Source organism: Neolewinella aurantiaca (genome assembly GCF_008014675.1).
Classification (GTDB): Bacteria; Bacteroidota; Bacteroidia; order Chitinophagales; family Saprospiraceae; genus Neolewinella; species Neolewinella aurantiaca.
In genome coordinates this window covers 13,337-33,708 of record NZ_VOXD01000004.1, presented here as the reverse complement: position 1 = coordinate 33,708, position 20,372 = coordinate 13,337, and the positions used below count along the sequence as shown (strand labels likewise).

General features: G+C 52.0%; 17 protein-coding genes. 8 read left to right on the top strand and 9 right to left on the bottom strand.

Annotated elements, in window-relative coordinates; all coding sequences use genetic code 11:
• The first annotated feature begins 8 nt into the window (after positions 1–8).
• Positions 9–659: a response regulator gene (locus FUA23_RS03605; protein ID WP_147929353.1), complete on the top strand. Its 651-nt coding sequence runs from the start codon at positions 9–11 to the stop codon at positions 657–659.
• A 25-nt stretch (positions 660–684) separates the two neighbouring features.
• Here the strand turns inward: FUA23_RS03605 and FUA23_RS03600 are convergent, their stop codons facing one another.
• The 5 genes from FUA23_RS03600 to FUA23_RS03580 all read right to left on the bottom strand — a co-directional run bounded on the left by FUA23_RS03600 (position 685) and on the right by FUA23_RS03580 (position 6,393).
• On the bottom strand, positions 685–1,479 hold the full coding sequence (locus FUA23_RS03600) for an ABC transporter ATP-binding protein (RefSeq protein WP_147929352.1): 795 nt from the start codon (positions 1,477–1,479) through the stop codon (positions 685–687).
• A gap of 56 nt (positions 1,480–1,535) precedes the next feature.
• On the bottom strand, positions 1,536–2,411 hold the full coding sequence (locus FUA23_RS03595) for an ABC transporter ATP-binding protein (protein WP_147929351.1): 876 nt from the start codon (positions 2,409–2,411) through the stop codon (positions 1,536–1,538).
• 33 nt (positions 2,412–2,444) lie between these two features.
• Positions 2,445–3,533: an ABC transporter permease gene (locus FUA23_RS03590; protein ID WP_147929350.1), complete on the bottom strand. Its 1,089-nt coding sequence runs from the start codon at positions 3,531–3,533 to the stop codon at positions 2,445–2,447.
• 108 nt (positions 3,534–3,641) lie between these two features.
• Complete coding sequence (locus FUA23_RS03585) at positions 3,642–5,021, bottom strand: CmpA/NrtA family ABC transporter substrate-binding protein (protein WP_147929349.1); 1,380 nt, start codon at positions 5,019–5,021, stop codon at positions 3,642–3,644.
• Positions 5,022–5,073: 52 nt separating this feature from the next.
• Entirely contained in the window at positions 5,074–6,393 is a 1,320-nt protein-coding gene (locus FUA23_RS03580) for an alginate export family protein (RefSeq protein WP_147929348.1), read from the bottom strand.
• A 268-nt stretch (positions 6,394–6,661) separates the two neighbouring features.
• On the opposite strand from FUA23_RS03580, the gene FUA23_RS03575 reads away from it, so the two are divergent.
• Genes FUA23_RS03575 through FUA23_RS03550 form a run of 6 tightly spaced genes read left to right on the top strand, consistent with a single transcriptional unit; the run spans position 6,662 to position 14,885 of the window.
• A complete protein-coding gene (locus tag FUA23_RS03575) occupies positions 6,662–10,195 on the top strand; it encodes a nitrate reductase (RefSeq protein ID WP_147929347.1) in 3,534 nt (1,177 codons plus the stop codon).
• A complete protein-coding gene (locus FUA23_RS03570; protein ID WP_147929346.1) occupies positions 10,192–11,634 on the top strand; it encodes a rubredoxin in 1,443 nt (480 codons plus the stop codon). The genes FUA23_RS03575 and FUA23_RS03570 overlap by 4 nt, the downstream gene beginning before the upstream one ends.
• Positions 11,635–11,692: 58 nt before the next feature.
• The gene (locus FUA23_RS03565) at positions 11,693–12,313 is read left to right on the top strand and encodes a DNA-3-methyladenine glycosylase family protein (protein ID WP_147929345.1); all 621 of its coding nucleotides are present in this window, start codon (positions 11,693–11,695) and stop codon (positions 12,311–12,313) included.
• Between the two features lie 35 nt (positions 12,314–12,348).
• On the top strand, positions 12,349–12,891 hold the full coding sequence (locus FUA23_RS03560; protein WP_147929344.1) for a DUF6794 domain-containing protein: 543 nt from the start codon (positions 12,349–12,351) through the stop codon (positions 12,889–12,891).
• A 59-nt stretch (positions 12,892–12,950) separates the two neighbouring features.
• On the top strand, positions 12,951–14,177 hold the full coding sequence (locus tag FUA23_RS03555; protein ID WP_147929343.1) for a TlpA family protein disulfide reductase: 1,227 nt from the start codon (positions 12,951–12,953) through the stop codon (positions 14,175–14,177).
• A gap of 42 nt (positions 14,178–14,219) precedes the next feature.
• Positions 14,220–14,885 carry an NAD-dependent epimerase/dehydratase family protein gene (locus FUA23_RS03550; protein WP_147929342.1) on the top strand — a complete coding sequence of 222 codons (666 nt, stop codon included), beginning with the start codon at positions 14,220–14,222 and terminating at the stop codon, positions 14,883–14,885.
• Between the two features lie 169 nt (positions 14,886–15,054).
• Here the strand turns inward: FUA23_RS03550 and FUA23_RS03545 are convergent, their stop codons facing one another.
• Together FUA23_RS03545 and FUA23_RS03540 are read right to left on the bottom strand one after the other, a co-directional pair.
• The gene (locus FUA23_RS03545; protein ID WP_147929341.1) at positions 15,055–15,327 is read right to left on the bottom strand and encodes a hypothetical protein; all 273 of its coding nucleotides are present in this window, start codon (positions 15,325–15,327) and stop codon (positions 15,055–15,057) included.
• Positions 15,328–15,455: 128 nt separating this feature from the next.
• A complete protein-coding gene (locus tag FUA23_RS03540; RefSeq protein ID WP_147929340.1) occupies positions 15,456–17,048 on the bottom strand; it encodes a plasmid pRiA4b ORF-3 family protein in 1,593 nt (530 codons plus the stop codon).
• 302 nt (positions 17,049–17,350) lie between these two features.
• On the opposite strand from FUA23_RS03540, the gene cysS reads away from it, so the two are divergent.
• On the top strand, positions 17,351–18,841 hold the full coding sequence (gene cysS, locus FUA23_RS03535; protein ID WP_147929339.1) for a cysteine--tRNA ligase: 1,491 nt from the start codon (positions 17,351–17,353) through the stop codon (positions 18,839–18,841).
• A gap of 148 nt (positions 18,842–18,989) precedes the next feature.
• Here cysS and fabG read toward each other — a convergent pair whose 3' ends face one another.
• Both fabG and FUA23_RS03525 read right to left on the bottom strand, forming a co-directional pair.
• A complete protein-coding gene (fabG, locus tag FUA23_RS03530) occupies positions 18,990–19,727 on the bottom strand; it encodes a 3-oxoacyl-[acyl-carrier-protein] reductase (protein ID WP_147929338.1) in 738 nt (245 codons plus the stop codon).
• 34 nt (positions 19,728–19,761) lie between these two features.
• Entirely contained in the window at positions 19,762–20,304 is a 543-nt protein-coding gene (locus FUA23_RS03525) for a CAP domain-containing protein (protein WP_147929337.1), read from the bottom strand.
• Between the last annotated feature and the right edge of the window lie 68 nt (positions 20,305–20,372).

Sequence of the window (20,372 nt, the reverse complement as noted above, 5' to 3'; positions counted from 1 at the left end):
TACCGATCATGCCCGTAAAAATAGTTCTTGTCGACGATCACGCCCTTATCCGCGATGGTATCCGTAGTCTTTTGGAGGGCGAAAAAGACCTAAGCGTAGTTGGAGAAGCCAACGATGGCCTTGAGGCCCTGGAAGTAATCCACACCCTGAAACCAGATTTGGTAATCATCGATATCCGGATGCCCCGCCTCGACGGGATCGGAACGGTGAAAGCACTGAAAGAAAAAGGGAATTCGGTGCCGTGCCTCATGCTGTCTATGCACGATAGTGAAGAGTACGTTCTGCAATCCATTAAGGCTGGCGCCCATGGATATCTCCTCAAAGACGCAAGCAGAGATGAATTCCTTAAAGCGATTCACAACATCAGTAACGGAGAACGCTATTTTAGTGGAGACCTGTCCCATATTCTGGTAAAGCAGATCGTTGGTGGCAGCGCACCAACCCCCTCTACCGATTTCTCCGTAGCCGACAATGTTACCCGTCGGCAAAAACAGATCCTCAAACTGATTCCCTCAGGTTTCACTAATCAGGAGATTGCCGATCAACTCGGCCTCAGCAGAAGGACGGTAGAGACCCACCGTTATAAAATGATGGAAACGCTTGGAGTCAGCAATAAAGGGGAGCTCATCCGTAAGGCAAGAGAACTAGGGTTGCTTTAGAGCTTCTCTAAAACTCCGGCGGTATTTAATGCTCCAGGAAATCAATCAAATGTTTCCGGTACCCGTAATAGTCGGGATGATTTAAAATCTCCTTTCTGGTTCGTGGCCGCTCAAACCCGATTTCGAGGATATCCCCGATCTGCGCCCTGGGGCCAGAGGTCATCATTATTACCCGATCAGCCAGAAAAATGGCTTCATCGACATCGTGGGTAATCTGAATCGCTGTTATTTTTTCCTTGTCCCAGATTTCAAGCAACACGTCCTGCAGCTCTGCTTTCGTCAGAGAGTCGAGCATACCGAAGGGTTCGTCGAGCAGAAGGATTTTAGGCCGCAGGGCAAAGGCTCTCGCAATTCCCACCCGTTGTTGCATCCCCTGAGAGAGTTCCGTCGCCCGCTTATTCATGGCGTTGCCCAGACCTACTTTGTCCAGGTAGTAAGCGCATATTTCCTTCAGCTCTTTTTTGGAAGCCTGAGGGAATACCTGCTTAACGCCGAGCATTACGTTTTCCAGAGCTGTCATCCAAGGCAACAGACTCGGAGACTGGAAGATAACGCCCCGGTCCGGGCCGGGCCCGGCGATGGGGAACTCGTTCAGCAATATTTCGCCCCCCGATATATCGTTCAGCCCCGCAATCATCGTCAGCAAGGTTGTTTTCCCGCAGCCCGAATGGCCAATGATAGAGACAAACTCCTCTTTCATTATTTGTAGCTGGAGGTTCTCCAACACAACGTAATCACCTTTTGGGGTAGGATAAGTCTTGGTTAGATCCCGCATGTCGAGAGACACATTGCGGAGGGATTTTGACGGATTCTTAGACATGATTAAAGTTTTCAGCGGCGATAAAGTGGATGAAGAGACAACAGATCAGGCCAGTACTAAGAGGCCCTGCGGAGCCAGCCGAAGCTGCTGGTACCAGGCTGAATTGGTTGCAGATCAGGCAGTGCCAGACTCTCGTCGCGCTCCATCTTCGCTGCTTCGCCAAGTTGGACCAGATAATTCAGGATTTCAGTCCGTACTTTCTTGAAGTCCGGATCCGTATTCAGTGCCTTTTTATTTCTGGGGCGTTCCAGGTTGATCCGGTATTCTGGCCCCAGGCCAGAACGCTCCCCCGGTTCCAGAGGAATGATGCGGTCAGCCATGAAAATACCCTCATCGACATCGTTGGTGATCAAGACGGCGGTGCGCCGGTTAGCGCTCCAGATTTTAAGAATTTCTTCCTGCAGATTACCCCGGGTAAGGGCGTCCAGCGCTCCGAGTGGTTCATCCATCAGAAGCAAATCGGGATCAGTAGCCAGTACCCGGGCAATGCTGGTCCGTTGTTTCATTCCACCTGAAAGTTCCTTTGGTCGCTTCTCCGTTGCCGGAGTGAGGTTGACCATCTCGATGAACCTGCGAATATGCTCCTCCCTTTTGGCAGCCGGCCAATCGGGGTAAACCTGGTCCACCGCCAGTGCGACGTTCTGGTAAACGGTAAACCACGGTAGCAGGCTGTAATTCTGGAAGATGATCCCGCGCTCAGGCGCGGGGCCGGTAATCCGCTCTCCCCGGTACAGAACTTCCCCTTCGGAAGGTTCCAGTAAGCCGGTCATGAGGTTTACCAAGGTCGTTTTCCCCGAACCGGTAAACCCAACGATGGCCAGAAATTCTCCCTCTTCTATTTTCAGGTTGATGTTGGAGAGCACTTCCGTGCGGTTCTCCCCTTCGCCGTACCATTTCGATACGTTGCGGAATTCAATAATGGGCGTAGACATATGCAGCGATTGAATCAGTAAAAGATAAAGGGATTACGAGAGGGCCTTTTCAAAGGACACCGACTGCTGAATGTAGTACATCACCCGGTCCAGCAGAAAGCCGATAAAGCCGATAACGAACATCGCTACGATGATCTTAGCGTTGGAATCATTGGCTCCGTTCTGGAATTCTTCCCATACGAAAGAACCCAGGCCCGGGCTCTGGGCCAGCAGTTCGATCGCGATCAAGACCATCCAGGCTACAGAAACTGTGATGCGGAGTCCCGTAAATATCAACGGGATGGCAGACGGCAGGATCACCTTGAAAATCTTTTTCCCGATCCCCAGTTTGAGCACCTTCGCTACGTTGATGTAATCTTTATTTACCGAAGAAACGCCTACGCTGGTGTTTACGAGCGTTGCCCACATGGAACACAACCCAACACTCACGGCCGAAATAAGAAAGGACGTATCCGAATCAGAGCCCAGCGTGAGCGTTTTAACAATCATGAAAACCAAGAGTAACCATACTACCGGAGACACAGGTTTGAAAACCTGAATGAACCAGTTGAAGGCGGTACGGAGGTTCTCATTCAAGCCGATGATCACACCAATCGGAACGGCAATGAAAAGTGCAATCAGGAAACCGACAGCAACGGTCTTAAGGCTGGTGAAGATCTGATCGACAAAGCTCGGCCGGCCGGTGTAAGTAATAAGATCCAGTCCCTGTTCTTTCCGCTGGGCATTGACCCCCGCCGTTTTGGCTTTAAATTCCGCCTTATCGGCGCTGATCGTGCGGTGATCGGCCAGCAGGAGCTGCGAAGCTTTCACTACTTCAGCCGGAGACGGAAGCGTATTGGGCTTACAGCTGATATCTCCCGACGCAATACACGCCCGCATCGCTTCAGCTTCTTCGGGGCCTTGTTCTGCCAGGACCCGATCGATGCGGCTCTCTGCTTCAACACTGTACAGATAGCTCGATGATAGTTGCCATATCAGCAGAAATAGTAACATCGATGCAAGGGTAATCCCCGCCGACCGAGCCATACCTGGCAGCTTCGCTCCAAGGTTGGTCGTAGAGGGCAAAAATCGCTTTATACTGGCCGTTTTAGCCGATGCCGGAATGGTAGTTGTCTGTGACATGGTCTTGTTTTATGATAATATTGAGGATTGGAGGAAAGCCGTGAAATTGATGCTGCCGGCACCCCAAACACTTTTTGTTCAGCAGCGCCGGCAACACCTTTCTCCAGGTTACTTAGCGTCCTTATTGCCGATTTTGAAGCTGCTCAGGTAACCAATCGGATCTTTTCCGTCGTAGGAAACTCCGTCGATAAAGTCAGTCGTAGCCGGCTTGTAGCCGTCTGTTTCGGGTAGGTCTCCTGCGGCAATTTTGCCTTCGGCAACCAGTTCCTCTGCAGCAACCTGCCAAAGATCGGGACGGTAAATCTCCCTGATTTTGGTGTCGTACCACTCGGCAGATTTTGGCTCGGAAATCTGACCCCAGCGGCGCATCTGCGTCAGGAACCACACACCGTCTGAGTAGAAAGGATACGTAGCGTTGTAGCGGTAGAAAACATTGAAGTCGGGCATCTCCCGTTTGTCTCCTTTCTCAAATTCAAAAGTTCCAGTCATTGAGTTAGCCAGTACGATCGAGTCTGCTCCTACGTACTCGGAGCGTGACAAAATTCCAACCGCAGTAGGGCGGTTTTCGGGCTCATCCAGCCACTTCCCGGCCCGAATCAGGGCTTTCGTGATTGCCTTAGTCGTATTGGGGTACTTCTCGGCGAAGTCTTTGCGCAGCGCAAAAACCTTCTCGGGGTTATTCTTCCATACATCAGAGTTGGTCGTTACCGGAACACCAATTCCTTTGAAGACGGCCTGCTGGTTCCATGGCTCACCCACACAGTAGCCGTAGATCGTACCTGCTTCCAGAGTGGCCGGCATTTGCGGCGGCGGTGTTACCGAGAGTAATACCTCGGCATCTACCTGCCCCTGAATGTTGTCAGCGGTGTACATTCCCGGGTGGACATCTGCTGCCGCAAGCCAGTAGCGCAACTCGTAATTGTGGGTAGACACCGGAAAGACCATCCCCATTTTAAATGGTTTGCCCTCTCCTGCGTACGTCTCGATGACGGGCTTCAGCGCTTCAGCGCTTATGGGGTGTACCGGTTTCCCGTCCGGCCCCTTAGGAACGTTGGGCTTCATCTGGTCCCATACATCATTGGATACAGTAATCCCGTTTCCGTTCAGGTCCATACTGAACGGTGTAATCAATTGAGCCTGACGCCCAAAACCAGCACCGGCAGCAATTGGCTGCCCCGCCAACATATGCGCTCCGTCGAGTTGACCGTCGATCACGCGATCCAGAATATTCTTCCAGTTAGACTGAGCTTCAATGCTTACGTATAACCCCTCTTCTTCGAAATACCCCAACTCCTTGGCGATGGCCAGCGGAGCCATATCCGTCAGTTTTATGAAGCCGAAAGTAAGCTGTGGTTTCTCGATCAGTGCCGCATTTGGCGCGGACGCAGGTGCAGCAGAGGTTGAAGAAGCAGTGGAAGCGGAATCTCCGCCGCAAGCAGTGAATAGTGCCACCACCGCTAAAATTAAAAGACTAGTAAGAGTTCTCATTTTTTTATTTTTTCACCCCACCAGTGGGGTATTGTATGCAATTTGGGAGTGCCTATTTCTTTTTCTTCTTTTTCTTCTTTTTCTCCTCTTCTTTCGAATCGAAAAGTGTAGGCTTAAAGGTGATCATCGTCCAGGCCCACTGGTTGAATTTTTCATTGCCTGGGCGAATCGTCGTCAGTGTTTCGGTACCGAGTAATGCCGATGCACCTACGTGCAGCGTTACTGCAGGAGCAAGCTTACGGACGTAAACTGCATCGAGCTCGAAGCCCATTCCTTTGCCCAGTTCGCTTCCTTCACCGTCCAACTGTTTGGACCCCGTCATGAACTCATGACCATGAAGCAGGAGAGCTCCTTTACCAACCTTAAACTTGGTCTTCAGGTAGAGGTCGATCACACCGACGTTGCCGTTGGCAGGGCCAACGAAGAAGTAGTCCATCAGGCCGTTAAAGGCGTGGTTCGTACCGTAGTCCGGGCTGAAGTTGGTGATGTCTGAACTCGTATCATCGTCATCCTTACCCGAGATGTACTCAAAACCCAGAGTGATGGGAGTAGCCTTGGTTTGGAAGGTGGCATTGGCCCCCGCCAAAAATGCATTCACATTCTGTTCGCCGATCTTACCTGTCTGATAGTAGAGATCAGCGGCAAGCATGATCTTTCCTGCCTTTACCCGCGGAATGATCCCAAATGTCTGTTTGCTCGAAACCGTACTGTCGGGGTTCTGGGTCATGGCGTTGAGTGCCAGCAGTGAAAGGCTGCCTTTTTTATCCGCAAAGGTTTTATTGTACCAGGCGTACTGCAGTGCCTTATAGTTGCCGCCTACGGAATAAAAACTCGCACCGGGCGCCTGCAGATAAGCGGGCTCCAGTTTGTCTTTATCGGCATTGAATGCCAACCCTATGTGGAGTTTCGTCCGGGTCTTAGGGTTTTCGTTTATAAATAAGAGCGCATCGTGCCGCCGCCCCTGTTGCGCCCACTCCAGTCCGCCAAGGAAGCGCTGATTGTCGTAAGAGATGATCTGCCGGCCAGCTTTTACGGAAAATGTTTCACTGACAAAGTATTGGCCCCATGCTTCGCTGAGGAAAGAAGTCCCTGCGTCTTCTTTGAAAATCTGTGGCACCTCTCCCCAGATTCGAACATCCTGCAGTGAAAACCGGAGAGCATACTTTTCGTCTTTGAAGTCAACGTTCAGCCGGCTACGCTGCTCGGTAAAAAAGGCTGGGTCAAAACCGCTGCTCGTTGGGGTTTTGAATCCGTTACGCAACTCCGTCCTCGGACGGACCTCTGCGCTCAACCTGAATTGAGCAGACAATGCGACTGGCACCATCAGGGCAACTATCAGAGTGAAGATATAAGTGGTAAAAATTCGTTTCATACCGATGCGTGTTTGAAGTGAGTGAATGTTTTGGGTTAAATGAATCGGTTAAAATCAGCCCAAAGCCCCCGTTAGAAGCAACTCGCATTACAAAAGTAAGTAACTCAGATCAAAACTAAGTATTTTTCTACGTAAAATTAAGTATTTTTATTCTCAACTAGGCACTTTATACTTATTTACTATCTTTGCATCAGCCATAAATACGTATCGTATTTCTGGTTCTTTTCCACCCTGGGGTGCTTGCCCTGCCATCATTACTAATCCAAGAATGCGTACGACCCAAGTCAAAACAACCTGTTCTTACTGTGGTGTAGGCTGTGGCATAATTGCCAGCAGCAACGACCGCGGGCAACTTTCTGTAACCGGCGACCCGGACCACCCCGTCAATAAAGGAATGCTTTGCTCAAAGGGCAGGAACCTGAACTACGTAGTTCAGGACCAAACGGACCGGCTTCTCTATCCACAAATGCGCCTGCACCGGAGTCATCCTCTGCAAAGGGTTACCTGGGAAAAAGCGATGCTGCGTGCCGCGGCTGTGTTTCGGTCTATCATCGACAAACATGGACCAGACAGCGTAGGGTTCTATGTCTCCGGCCAATGCCTTACCGAAGAGTATTATCTGGTCAATAAGCTGGCAAAGGGTTTTATCGGCACCAACAACATCGACACCAACTCGCGTTTGTGCATGTCCTCGGCGGTGATCGCTTACGCCAAAATGCTGGGTGAAGACACCGTGCCCGTCAGCTACGAGGACCTGGAACAAACCGACTGTTTGTTCGTGGCGGGTGCCAACCCCGCCTGGTGCCACCCCATCATCTGGCGGAGAGTAGAGGCGCACAAGACAGCCAACCCCCAGGTAAAAATAATCGTAGCAGACCCACGGAAGACCGACACCTGCGCCATCGCAGATCTGCACCTCCAGCTTATTCCGGGAACCGACGTTATCCTTTATAATGCGATTGCGCGCAGGCTCTACGATACCGGCCGGATCGATAAAGGTTTTATCAGAGACCACACCGAAGCTGAAGAGAACTACTTCCGGATACTTAAGGACATCAACCTGCGTAAGGCGGCAAAGCAATGTGGTGTTCCGCTAAACGACATCAAGCTTGCAGCCGAATATATCGGCAACGCCAAAGCTTTCATGACCATGTGGGCAATGGGGTTGAATCAGAGTAAGGTCGGCGTCGAGAAAAACGGTGCGCTCATCAACCTCCACCTGCTTACCGGGCAAATAGGCCGGCCCGGGGCCGGCCCGTTTAGCCTTACCGGGCAGCCAAATGCAATGGGCGGCAGAGAAGTTGGAGGTATGGCCAGTCTGCTGGCAGCTCACCGGGTACTGGCCAACGCCAGCCACAGGGATGAAATAGCCAGGTTCTGGGGAGTCGATAGCCTCCCGGAACACCCTGGCCTGACGGCAACTCAAATGTTCGACGCACTCGAGTCCGGAAAGCTCAAGGCGGTCTGGGTGATTTGTACCAACCCCGTGGTAAGTATGCCAAACGTAAACCAGGTGGTACGCGCTCTGAAGAAAGCAAAGTTTGTTGTGGTTCAGGACATCAGCGCACGGGCGGAGACCGTAGAATACGCAGACCTCGTGCTGCCAGCCGCCGGCTGGCTCGAAAAAACAGGAACCATGACCAACGCTGAGCGAAGGGTTTCTCTTTTACAGCCATTGGCGAGCCCGCCGGGCGAAGCCCGGCCGGATGCCGACATCCTCTGCGATTTCGCGCGCCACATGGGCTTTACCGGTTTCAGTTACCAAAACGTTAGCGAGGTATACGATGAATACGTCCGCATGACCGCCGGAACAAATATCGATGTAACCGGCCTCAGCCACCAACGCCTGAAAAAAGAGGGCAGCTTCCAATGGCCGGTACCCACCCCTGATCACCCGGGGACTCCCCGGCTTTTCGGAGACCATCAGTTTTACACCAACACCCGGAGGGCCAGATTCTTTTCTACCAGTTCTCAGCGGCAGGGCTTGCCCGCGCCCCCCGAAGGAAAACCTTACATCCTCACTACCGGTAGGCTCCGTGATCAGTGGCACACCATGACCAGAACGGGTAAAGTATCCAGACTTCTGCGTCATCAATCCCGCCCCCTTCTCGAAATCCACCCCGTGGATGCCTTCGAGCTTGAGTTGGCCGACGATCAGCTGGCAGAAATAACGTCGGAGTACGGCGTCGTTCGTGCCCGTATCAAATACAGCAAAGCCATCCGGAAAGGCGTCGTTTTCCTGCCTATGCATTGGGGCAAAACGTTGAATTCGCCGCTTACCCGAGTCAATAATCTTACCGACGATAAGATTGATCCGTACAGCAAACAACCAAACTTCAAGTTTACCTACGTCAGCATCAGACCGTACCGGAAACCCCGCGAACGCATTGCGGTAATCGGAGCGGGAGCCGCTGCCTACCGCTTTGTTGCGAGCTACCGCAAGCTCAACCCATACGATTATATTACGGTGTACAGCAAAGAGGCAAACGCATTCTACAACCGGGTTTTGCTACCTGAATACGTCAGCGACCACCTGGAATGGGGGAACCTCGAAAAAATGACGGACAGCAAAAGGCAATCTCTCAACATCGAGCTAAAAACAAATTGCCCGATCGAGCACATTGATCGCAAGGAAAAACGCATTGTAGGTACTAACGGAGAGACTTACTCTTACGACCGCCTGATAATTGCCACAGGCAGCAGGCCGTTCATTCCGCGCGAAGTCCCGAAAGACATCCCGGGGGTCTTCAAAATGAGGCGCAGGGAAGACGCCGATGCCCTTAAGACTCACCTTGGGCTTGGCCAATCGCAACCAGCCGCATCAAGGCGCCCCCACGTACTGATTGTAGGAGGAGGCCTCCTTGGGCTGGAGCTTGCCGCAGCCCTGAAGATGGCTCAGGCCCGTATTACAATAGTGCAGCGAAGCAATCGTCTGATGGAACGCCAACTCGACGCCACGTCCAGCCACCTACTGGCCCAGGAAGTTAACGCCCGGGGTATTCAGGTTTACTTCCGGAACGAAGTAGAAACGGTTTTTGAACGTCCTACCGGCAAAGGCCTGCGAGTAACCTTCAAAAGCGGTAAAGTAACAGACTGCGACGCTATCGTCTATGCAATCGGCACCCGGCCGAACCTTGAGCTGGGCCGCTCTGCGGGGCTGAACTGCGGCCGTGGCATTGCCGTCAATGACCGGCTTTGCACCAGCGATCCCGCCATATATGCAATCGGGGAAGTAGCAGAATGGAAGGGTAAACGCTTCGGCATCACCGCCGCCGCCGAACAACAGGCCGACGTACTGGCTGCCTACATCGCCGGAGATCCCGGTGTATTCTATCAGGACTCTACCCTGATGAACATCCTGAAATTTGACAATTTCGACCTCTGCAGCATCGGCGAAATCAACTACCCTCCGGACGACCCCAGCTACGAAGAAATCGTATTCCGGGATACCAGCCAGGGTTACTACAAAAAATGCATCGTGCGCAACGACCGGTTGATCGGCGCGATCCTGCTCGGCGATAAAAATGAATTTGCCGAATTCCGGGAATTGATCGAAGAGCGCATTGAACTCTCAGAAAAAAGGCAGGAATTGCTACGGTCTGCGAGTACCAAAGAACCGCTGGTCGGTCGGCTGGTCTGCAGCTGCAACAACGTTGGGGAAGGCAACATCGTGGCCGCCATCGGAGAAGGGTCTACCTCTCTTACCGCATTGTGTAAAGCAACCGGCGGCGGGCTTGGCTGTGGCAGCTGCAAGCCTGAAATTCAGCAAATCCTAGAAGACCAAAGCGTAAGCCTGAAATGATTGACAAGAAACTATTCAGAATCCTTGCCGCCGGCGGCGTCATCTCGCCCGGGGAAATGCTCCGAATCATTGATCTTGCCCGTGACCTTGGGCTCGACGGGCTGCACTTTGGCTCACGACAAGACATCATATTCCCCCTCGTCAAAGACCCCCAGGAAATCCTCGCCCGGCATCCACTCATTGAGATGGAAGAGATCCCGCAAAGTAAGCGATCCAACATAATGTGCAGTTATGTTGCCACCGACATATTCCCAAAAACAGCCTGGCTTACCAGCGCAACCTACCTTTACGTTCTTGAACAATTTTTCTTTGACCCCTCGCTGGAAATAAACATAACGGACCCGAAACAACGGCTCGTTCCTTTGTTTACCGGGCATCTCAACTTTATTGCTTCGACGGAGGAAGACTATTGGCACCTCTATATCCAGTTACCCGGCTGGGAAGAAATGTCTCCTTTCCCGGCGCTCGTACATACCTGGGACCTGGCAAAAGTTTGTACCGCAATCGACCCTCTGGCGGACCGCCTCGAAGATATCAACGCGGTCGTTGCGCAGGTGAACAACCTCCAGCAACTTGACCTCCGGAATACCCGTGAAGACCTCGAGGTTCCCTTTTATCCGTTCCCTTATTACGAAGGGATGAACCGCCTGGACGACAGCTACTACTGGCTGGGGCTTTACTGGCGCAACAACTGGTACAACCTGAACTTCCTGGAAGCGGCCTGCCAACTTTGTCTCGAGCACAGAATAGGTAAGCTTTGCATCACGCCGTGGAAATCCATCATCATCACCGGAATCCCCGAGCAACTCCGCCTCGACTGGGAAAAACTGATGGGCCGCTTCGGTATCAACGCCCGCCACAGCAGCCTCGAACTCAACTGGCACCTGCCCGTAGGCGACGACGATGCGCTTTCCCTGAAACGTTACCTCGTTCGCGAATTCGATCAGCGGGATATTTCTACCTACGGGCTCACCATCGGAATCAGCTCATCCTACGCACGTCCGTTTTGCAGCATAATCATTGAACGGCTCCGCACTTCTGAGATGATCGATGGCTTCGCCATCAGGCCATCCTTTAACCTCAGGTACGCACGAAACTTCGACCCCAACAACCGCCAGTACATCGAATACGCGCGGAACGTAGACCGTACTGAGCTGACCACGCTACTCATGGAGTTGAGCCGTCTCTATTTCGAGCAGCTCAATCAGGAACAGCACAAAGTTATAACCACTAAAACGCAGATACGAAACGAGCCAGAAGAGCGCGTTTTCTGGCAATGCACGGATTGTCAGAGCGTTTACGACCCTGAACTCGGAGACGAAAGCCAGGGTGTTCTGGCCGGAACCCCTTTCGAGGCTTTGCCATCCACCTTCGTGTGTTGGACCTGTGATGCAGGCAAGGAAAGTTTTCGGGAAACAAAGCTGCAAAAGGCACTGTAAATATGGCAAACAGTTGATGCCTTACGCGAGAGAAATCACATATTACTAACTTGCGTTTATGATCGATCCCGCCATCCGCGCTCACCTCAGTAAGGAACCCACCATCGCCCCCATAGTAGCCGGGCACACCATCCCGCCCCGCCCAGACCACGGCGGCGATGTCTACTTCGGCCTGCTCCGTTCCATCGCCTACCAACAACTTAGCGGGAAGGCGGCGGGCACCATCTTCGGCCGCTTCCTCCAGCTGTTCCCCGATGAATACCCTCACCCGGAGCAATTGCTGGAAATGGACGACGACGCCATCCGCGCCGCAGGAATGAGCCGGGGCAAAACGGCCTACATCAAAAACGTCGCCCAATACTGGCTCGACAATCGCCTCATCAACGCCGATTGGGAACAATGGACCGATAAAGAGATTATCGATATGCTCACCACCATCAAGGGCGTAGGCCAGTGGACAGTGGAGATGGTGCTCATGTTCGTCCTCAAACGCCCCGACCTGCTACCGTTGGACGACCTGGTGGTGAAACGCAACATCATCGCCCTCTTCGGCATCGACGATACGAAGCTGAAGGGCAAGAAACTCAACGCGGAAATCATCCGGGTGACGGAGCCCTGGCGGCCGTACCGGAGTTATGCCAGCCGGTTTATGTGGGCTTTGAAGGATACGGTTCTGTAGGATACGGAACCTAAACCTTTTTCGTTTTCATATCCATGAAACAGTTATTTCTATCCCTATTGATCCTTCATCTTTCTTGTGTAAATAATGAACGTCCTGAAGATAATTTTGAAGAGCCTGAGACTTACTCTAATGATTCAGTCTGTGATCAAATGTTTCACCTCTTATATTTATCCAAACTGGATCATTTTGACAAATCATGGTATATACCGACTTCGCTGGAAGAGAGCTTTGTAGAACTCGATAAAATGATTAACGATCCATTGAAATCCTGGATCAGATGTATAGATGATGGGGCATTCTCCGCCAGGGTTCACTTAAGCCTTGGTATGCATCTGCGCAATAACTGGGGATTATGGCTTGGTTCTCCGCTCCATCAATCATTCCGAAAAATGGGCTTGCATCATCCTGATGATATGTCTGGGGTGATTCTCGACAGTTACCAACGGAGGTTAAAAGGAGAAGATATTCGCCTACAGGAACAAATCGACAGTTATACAACTTTTTGGAATCAACAAAAACCTGATAAGGATGGCAACATAAATATGAGCCAACCTAGTCTGCAGGATTATCAATAATCAATCCAATCCTAAGCAAAATCCATTATAACGAAAACCACTACAACCCTCTTTATCCTATGCATCGTTTCATTCCTTTGCTATTCCTTTGGCTTTCTGGTTCGCCCCTTTCCGCCCAACTCACCACTATGACAGGCGACGAAGCTCCTCCCATCACCCCAACCGAATACCTGGAGAACAGGTTGAAAAAGTCCGACCTCAAAGACAAGTTCCTCGTCCTCACTCTTTGTAAAACCTGGGACCAGCCCTGCTTCAATGATATAGTCTTTCAGGACTCCCTGCGCGCTGCTTACCCCAGCGAAAAGGTGGAGTTCCTTACTTTATTTCGGGGCAGTACCGAACTTGCTCTGTCTGACATCAAGGGTAAGAACTTAGGTATTCAGCTGGCAACGGACCTCTACGGAAAAACCCAGATTCACTACGGTGATGGTGAAACCGGATTAATCAGCTGGCCTCTGACCCTTCTGATTGACGATCAGAACACTGTCCGTTGGCAGGGTAACGGTGACGACCTCACTGCGGAAGCATTGGAAAGGTTTGTAAATAAAGAACACCCGATTATTGACATCTCTGACAAGTACGTCCAACTCGCCCCCGAGAGTTTTCTTTTTGAGCCGATGACCTTCAAAGACCTTGACCAGCTCTACAACCAAGACTCCGTAGATTCATTTGTTCGGGTTTGGGATAAGGATGATTTTTTAGATACTAGGTTTTTCTCTGTGTACTCCCACGATATGGGAGCTATTGGCCCAATGCCCCTCGAAGACCTGTTTCACCATCTATTCCCTCGAAAGCGATTGATTATTCCCGGCGACCTCATGGAGAAGGAATACCGGGTCGCGTTCGTTCACAGATCCGTTGATCGAAAAACGGCGGATCAATTAGCGATTGACATTCTTGGAGAAATTGGTTTATCGGCTTCCGTTTCTTCCCTTCCCGCTACTTATTACGAGCTTACCATTAGCGATAGAGAGAAATTAGCCTCCCCTAGAAAAGTATCTCTTCGTAACCGACTTCCTGAGGAGATGAAAGATCTGGGCAACTACAGCGACCGAGACCTACATAACTTCGAAATACGAAAATATGACCTTAACGATCTGGCCAAACTACTCAACAGTTACTCCCCTGATCGTTGGAGCTACACTGGCAACCACCACAAGGAGTACAATTTCGTCCTCGATGTTTCCTCCACTAAAGCGCTGCTTAAGAGCCTGCGTAAACACGGCATCAGTGCCGCCGGGAAGGCCGGAACTATTGAAGAAATCACGTTGGAACGTAAACAGTAATATCATCAAAAGACTATCTTGTCTTTCCTAAATGCTCTCCAAATGAACATCATCCTTACCGGCAGTACGGGAATGGTAGGCAAGTCTGTACTTCTGGAATGTCTGGACAGCCCTGCTGTAAACCGGGTTATGCTCATCAACCGGAACCCACTGGGCAAAGAACATCCGAAACTGATCGAAGTCCTCCACCAGGACTTTACGGATTTCACCCCGCTGCAGCAGCAAATTCGGGACTTCTCTCCCCAGGCCTGTTTCCACTGCATGGGTGTAAGCTCTGTTGGGATGAACGAAGAAACATATTCCCGGCTTACCCTTCAGGTAACCAAGAGTTTGGCAGACGTAGTTTACACCATAGCGCCCCAGACCGTTTTCACCTATGTTTCCGGAGAGGGAACCGACGAAACGGAAAAAGGAAATATCATGTGGGCCCGGGTAAAGGGCGCTACCGAAAACTACGTTCTCAACAAAGGCTTCGGGGATGCTTATGCTTTCCGCATCGGAGCCGTTATACCAGAAAGAGGGGTTAAATCATCCACCGGGTGGGTAAATGCAGTTTACACCATTACTAAACCATTGCATGGCTGGCTAAAAGGATTTTCTTCTGTCGTCAGCAGCAGCCAGTTGGGGCAAGCCATGATTTTGGTAGCGCAGCAACCAACGCAGGTGAAACGCTTGGAAAACAAAGACATCAAACGGTTGGTGGCTTGATGCTTTGGGGAGGGGAGGCGCGGCCGCAGGATGCAAAGACCGTTAAGAGCAAAGACTGTAAGTTTTGCCCCTCCGGCAATAGGTCAATCAGCAGCCGTTGAGCCTGGACAACCCCATGGCCAGCATCGGGCTTTATGGATACCATATTGAATATTACGAACGGCCAAGGCTAGAAATTCACGTGCGAAGCCATTTCTACATTCACCCTTACCCCACCGTATTCAGCGTCCTTCTTCAGCATAGCTTTGGTTTCGGGGCTGGCAGTACCCGGCGTTGGCCGGTCAACACTCAGGTAGAACCGGAGGTATAGGTTAGCGCAAAACGGTATCCAGATCAGAACCTTGTTTACGGGAAGCAGCTGACGATGCTTTCGAAGGCGCAACAACATGTAGCCCCAATCTAGAAGCATCAAGACCGCTGAGAAGAACAGTAAAAGGTGCATGAGTATTTTTTTACTGAAATTATGCTCCTGCATCTTAGCAAGAGAACGCTTTAGACGAATCCAAGCAGAGCTACTACTAAACCAAAATCGTAAAGGTTTGGGGTACGTGACAGCAGCAGCTACATATACTACCTAAACCCGGCCAACCGCTTATCAATCGCTTCGCGATCAAAAGCCTTCAGGTTAAAACCTTTCCCGAGGTAAGCTACCGCATCTTCGTACATTTCGTGTTTGGGGTCTTCGATGGCTTCAACAAGGTCGTAGAAGCCCCAGAGCCCCCCCATGTCGTCGAGCGGTGCGGCGCACCGCCCAGCGGTGCAACGGGGGTACTTGACTTTCTTGTCTACGGGTAGTTCTTTTTCCAGCATCACTTCATGGTACCAACTATCGCCAAAGTCGTAGTGATAGGTAAACTTCTTGCCGCTGACGGCGAACATATCCTCGATGGTCATGCCCTCATAGCTTTCCGACCATTCCTGACTGTACGGATCGTGGGGGCTAACGAAGGAGTCGCGGCGGCTATTCTGGAAAGCGTGCAGGTGGCTATCGGTCCACTCAAAAACGGTTTGGATAATGGCGTGAAGCTCTTCTAACGGTGTATTTATACTGAGCTCAATCCGCCGCCAGATGGGTGGTTTAGCGCCTTTCAAGGAAATTTTGATACGGTACACGGCATTGCTCTTGCGCGAGCTCGGCAAAGACCGGACTTTAGCACTTGGTTTCTCCGCCACCTCTCCCATGATTGCCTGACTTAGCATGCTCATCATTTCCTCCTCTCCCATTCCCTGATCAATTGCGTCCATCATCGTCGCCATCAATGATGACTGGGTGAAAGCGGTTGCTTCCTTAAGTTGTTCCGTTAGGAGAGGGTATTTCTTACGCTGCGCAGCAGTCAACCCATTTTGGTTTGTTGAGAGCGCAATCAAAACCGTTTTCATTTGTGGCCCATCGTAACCGAGACGCAGTAGGTTTTCGGCGAAAGGAAGTGCCTCGGTGTCCCTTTCTTCGTGTAGGAGCACACGGCAGTGTGCTATCCAGTTATCAACCAACTCTTCGTCGTGGTAAAAACCGAGCTTGCCTGCGGGGAAACCCTTGATCGGGCGCAAGTATTTTGCTGCGCGCATAAGTACTTCGTGGTCTTCGGCATTCAGTACCATTTGGGCGGCGATGAAGGGGTCGTCGGGATTGCCCTCTACGGCATCTGACAGTGCCTGAGAGTAGGCTTCTTCACTTGCGTCGGGGTTATCTCTAATTTCGAGTAAGCTCTGGGGGATTTCACGTACAAAGTTAGGGGTAATGCGAATTTCGTGGGCCTCCTTCAGCCACTTGCGGTCGTAGCTCCCAATGAATGGGCCAATAGCTTCAGAAAGATCAACAAAAAAGTCTTCCGGGGTCTCGAGAGACTTTTCAGCGGCTTGCAAGAGCTCGTCAAAGGCAGCAAGATAGAAGTGGTTGAGGCTGGGGAATTGGGCGCCGAGCACCATTTCGTCTAGCTCAAGTTCTGCTCGGTCATTGAAGGCTTGCTCCAACCGATCGAGCAGCCGGTCTACCGGAGCACTAAAGTATTGGCCTCTTGGTTCGTTATTCGCTATACTCACCCTGAGGTAGTCTCGATAAGCAGTAAAAGCAGTTACCACGTCTTTCCCACTTAGTTCGGAGTCCTCCTGAAGGGCGATATAGACATGTCTTATTAGTAAGGATGTCAGGCTATTTCCTTGCACTTGTAGTTGTTTTGGGCTGACAAATGTAGGATGAAGTTTGGGGTATTGTATCGCGTTCGGCACAAACAAGCCAAAGTTTGATAGGCCGCGCGAACGCAAGATGCAAAGAATGGTAGGAGCTAATGGGCTTGCCTTCTACCATTGCCCCCTCAAACCTTTCTTTGCACCCGCGGCCGCGCCCGCAAAATCACCGCGAAACCAACGCAACTTGCTCCGCGCAAAAGGCGTTAACGGACCGTCAGCAAAGCGATTCGCCCCGAAGGGTGAATAAACCGTAAATTCGCGCTCCTAAAAAGACAAAAATGTCCAACGACCTAACGCTATACAACAGTCTCTCTCGTCAAAAAGAGGTTTTCAAACCCATCACCGAAGGCCACATCGGCCTTTACGTGTGTGGCCCGACCGTGTACAGCGACGTCCATTTGGGCAACGTGCGGACGTTTACCAGCTTCGACATCATCTATCGTTACCTGCTGCATAAGGGCTATAAGGTCCGCTACGTCCGTAACATCACCGACGTAGGCCACCTGACCGATGAGGGCGAAGACAAGATGAGCAAAGGCGCCCGCGTCGCTAAGCTCGAGCCCATGGAAGTAGCTCAGAAGTACACCTTCGGGTTCCACGAAATGATGCGCCGTTTCAACAATAAGCCCCCCAGCATCGAACCGCGTGCCAGTGGCCATATCATCGAGCAGATCGAGATGGTACAGGACATCCTGAAGAACGGCTACGCTTACGAATCCAACGGATCGGTGTACTTCGACGTTGCGGCATTCAACGAAAAGAACGACGGCCGCTACGGTGAGCTTTCCGGCCGGAAGATCGACGAACTGATCGCCGAAAGCCGGGAGCTGAAAAGCCAGAGCGACAAACGCAACCCTTCGGATTTTGCCATCTGGATGAAGGCCGGTGAAGACCACATCCTCCGCTGGAACAGCCCCTGGGGCGAAGGCTTCCCCGGCTGGCACCTCGAGTGTTCAGCGATGAGCACGAAGTACCTCGGCGAAGAATTCGACATCCACGGCGGTGGCAACGACCTCAAGTTCCCCCACCACGAAAACGAAATCGCTCAGAACGCAGGCTCCTGCGGCTGCGGCGGTGCGCGCTACTGGATGCACACCAATATGCTGTTGATGAACGGCCGAAAGATGTCTAAATCCGACGGAAACACCATCACCCCTCAGCAACTCTTTACCGGCGACAGCCCCCACGTGACGGACAGCTTCAGCCCCATGAACCTCCGCTTCTTCATGCTGCAAACCCACTACCGCAGCCAGATGGACCTCACCGATGAGGCACTGCAGGCAGGTAAAAAAGGCTACACCCGCCTGATGGAAGCATGGGCGAATCTGCAAAAACTGGAAGGACAGGGCGGTGCACAAAATGGTACCGTCGGCAAAGAACTCGAAGCGGGCCTTGCCGCCGCTTACGCCGAAATGGACGACGACTTCAACACCCCAAAGGCGCTCGCCAAGGTGTTCGAACTCGTCTCCCGCATCAACGCCCTCAAGGGCGGGCAGCTTAGCCTGAAGGAAGTCAGCAAGGAAACCTTGGAAAAATTCAAAACCAGCCTCGGCACCCTCCTTTTCGACGTTTTCGGACTGATGGACGAGGGCGAGGCCGCAGGTGCCAGCGGAGATACACTGAGCAAGGTGATGGACCTCGTGCTCGATCTGCGCGCTCAGGCCCGCGCCGAGAAGAACTGGACCATGTCCGACAAACTCCGCGACGCCCTCAACGATGCCGGAATCACCGTCAAAGACGGTAAAGACGGCGCAGAGTGGACGGTTTAACCCTCTAAAGCAACGGTAGAGAAGTTTTACTCCGGCTTATCTATCAACCAAAAACCGAACGCTCGAAGCGGTTGTTTCCTCCCCTCACGAAGTCGGGGTGGAAACAACTCTTCGAGCGTCCGGAAATTGAAAGAACTTACGTGACTCTCTACGTCAACCCACCATCAACGCCAAGGACCTGTCCGTTTACGTAGGAGCTGAGGTCAGACCCCAGAAAAACACAGGCTTTGGCAATTTCTTCGGGGTTACCGAGGCGCTTCAGCGGAATATTAGCGAGGTAAGATTCTTTGAGCGCTTCGGGCAGTTCGTCCGTCATGTCCGTTTCGATGAAACCGGGAGTGATGACGTTGCAGCGCAGGTTGCGTGAGCCCATTTCTTTAGCCAGCGACTTGCTGAAGCCGATGATTCCCGCCTTGGAGGCAGCGTAGTTTGCCTGACCGGCCTGACCGGTAACGCCCACCACGCTAGACATATTGATGACCGAGCCGGCACCAGACTTCATCAGCGGGCGCAGGGCATGCTTCGTCAGGTTGAAGATCGACTTGAGGTTGTTGTCCATCACGCTGTCCCACTGGTCTTCGCTCATGCGCATGAGGAGGGTATCGCGGGTGATTCCGGCATTGTTGACGAGGATGCTGATGTTGCCGAAGTCGGCCGTTACGTCCTTGATCAGTTGCGCGGCAGCGTCGAAGCTGGCCGCATCGCTTTGGTAGGCTTTGGCCTTGTCGGCTCCGAGTTCCTCAACGAGTGCCTCGGCCGGACCGACGGAGCGTGCGTAGGTAAACGCGACCGTTGCACCTTCGGCAACGAACTTACGTACAATGGCGGCACCGATGCCACGTGAGCCTCCGGTGATGAGGGCGATTTTTCCGTCTAGTAATCCCATGGGTATTTTCTTTTATGTGGCGCGAAGATAGACGCTACCGCGCAAAAACCTGTGTCCAGTAAAGGTCTTCTTCGCCCATCCCCATGTACTGGTAGTTGGCGTTCATTATGTTGGTACAATGGCCGGGGCTGGAAAGCCAGGCCGCAACGACAGCCTCGACGTCAGGATAGTTCCAGGCCACATTCTCCCCAACGGAACGCCAGGTAAAACCGGCCCGGGTTACCCGGGTCCCTACCGACGAGCCATCGCTGCCGGCGTGTTGCATTTGCTGCATCCGGGCCTGATCTTCGGAGTGAGCTTGTGCCGCTACTGTGAGCTGAGGATGAAGCGCCAGCGCCCCAACGGGCGGCATCCGCTGGTTACCACAGTCACAACCTGTACTGCGAACGTTGTTGACCAACGTAAGCGCTGCGTTGGCAAAGGGAGTGATACCGCCCGAAACTTCGTCTTCAGGAGTCGTATCTGGTGCATTTTCTTCGGCGGATATTACCTCACCCGTGGTAAGGTCGGACTCACAGCCAAAACAGGAAATGAACAACAACAACAATAACAGGCCTAAGGGCAAAAATTGACGCAAAGCAGAATTGGTTTGAGGGGATAGTTACAGTGATCGAGTGACTAACGCAGTTTTGAAAGCGTTCATTG

Excerpts from the sequence above, each read along its gene's own strand:
- FUA23_RS03605 (WP_147929353.1), top strand. The coding sequence starts at position 9 with ATGCCCGTAAAAATAGTTCTTGTCGACGATCACGCCCTTATCCGCGAT.
- FUA23_RS03600 (WP_147929352.1), bottom strand. The coding sequence starts at position 1,479 with ATGTCTAAGAATCCGTCAAAATCCCTCCGCAATGTGTCTCTCGACATG.
- FUA23_RS03595 (WP_147929351.1), bottom strand. The coding sequence starts at position 2,411 with ATGTCTACGCCCATTATTGAATTCCGCAACGTATCGAAATGGTACGGC.
- FUA23_RS03590 (WP_147929350.1), bottom strand. The coding sequence starts at position 3,533 with ATGTCACAGACAACTACCATTCCGGCATCGGCTAAAACGGCCAGTATA.
- FUA23_RS03585 (WP_147929349.1), bottom strand. The coding sequence starts at position 5,021 with ATGAGAACTCTTACTAGTCTTTTAATTTTAGCGGTGGTGGCACTATTC.
- FUA23_RS03580 (WP_147929348.1), bottom strand. The coding sequence starts at position 6,393 with ATGAAACGAATTTTTACCACTTATATCTTCACTCTGATAGTTGCCCTG.
- FUA23_RS03575 (WP_147929347.1), top strand. The coding sequence starts at position 6,662 with ATGCGTACGACCCAAGTCAAAACAACCTGTTCTTACTGTGGTGTAGGC.
- FUA23_RS03570 (WP_147929346.1), top strand. The coding sequence starts at position 10,192 with ATGATTGACAAGAAACTATTCAGAATCCTTGCCGCCGGCGGCGTCATC.
- FUA23_RS03565 (WP_147929345.1), top strand. The coding sequence starts at position 11,693 with ATGATCGATCCCGCCATCCGCGCTCACCTCAGTAAGGAACCCACCATC.
- FUA23_RS03560 (WP_147929344.1), top strand. The coding sequence starts at position 12,349 with ATGAAACAGTTATTTCTATCCCTATTGATCCTTCATCTTTCTTGTGTA.
- FUA23_RS03555 (WP_147929343.1), top strand. The coding sequence starts at position 12,951 with ATGCATCGTTTCATTCCTTTGCTATTCCTTTGGCTTTCTGGTTCGCCC.
- FUA23_RS03550 (WP_147929342.1), top strand. The coding sequence starts at position 14,220 with ATGAACATCATCCTTACCGGCAGTACGGGAATGGTAGGCAAGTCTGTA.
- FUA23_RS03545 (WP_147929341.1), bottom strand. The coding sequence starts at position 15,327 with ATGCACCTTTTACTGTTCTTCTCAGCGGTCTTGATGCTTCTAGATTGG.
- cysS (WP_147929339.1), top strand. The coding sequence starts at position 17,351 with ATGTCCAACGACCTAACGCTATACAACAGTCTCTCTCGTCAAAAAGAG.
- fabG (WP_147929338.1), bottom strand. The coding sequence starts at position 19,727 with ATGGGATTACTAGACGGAAAAATCGCCCTCATCACCGGAGGCTCACGT.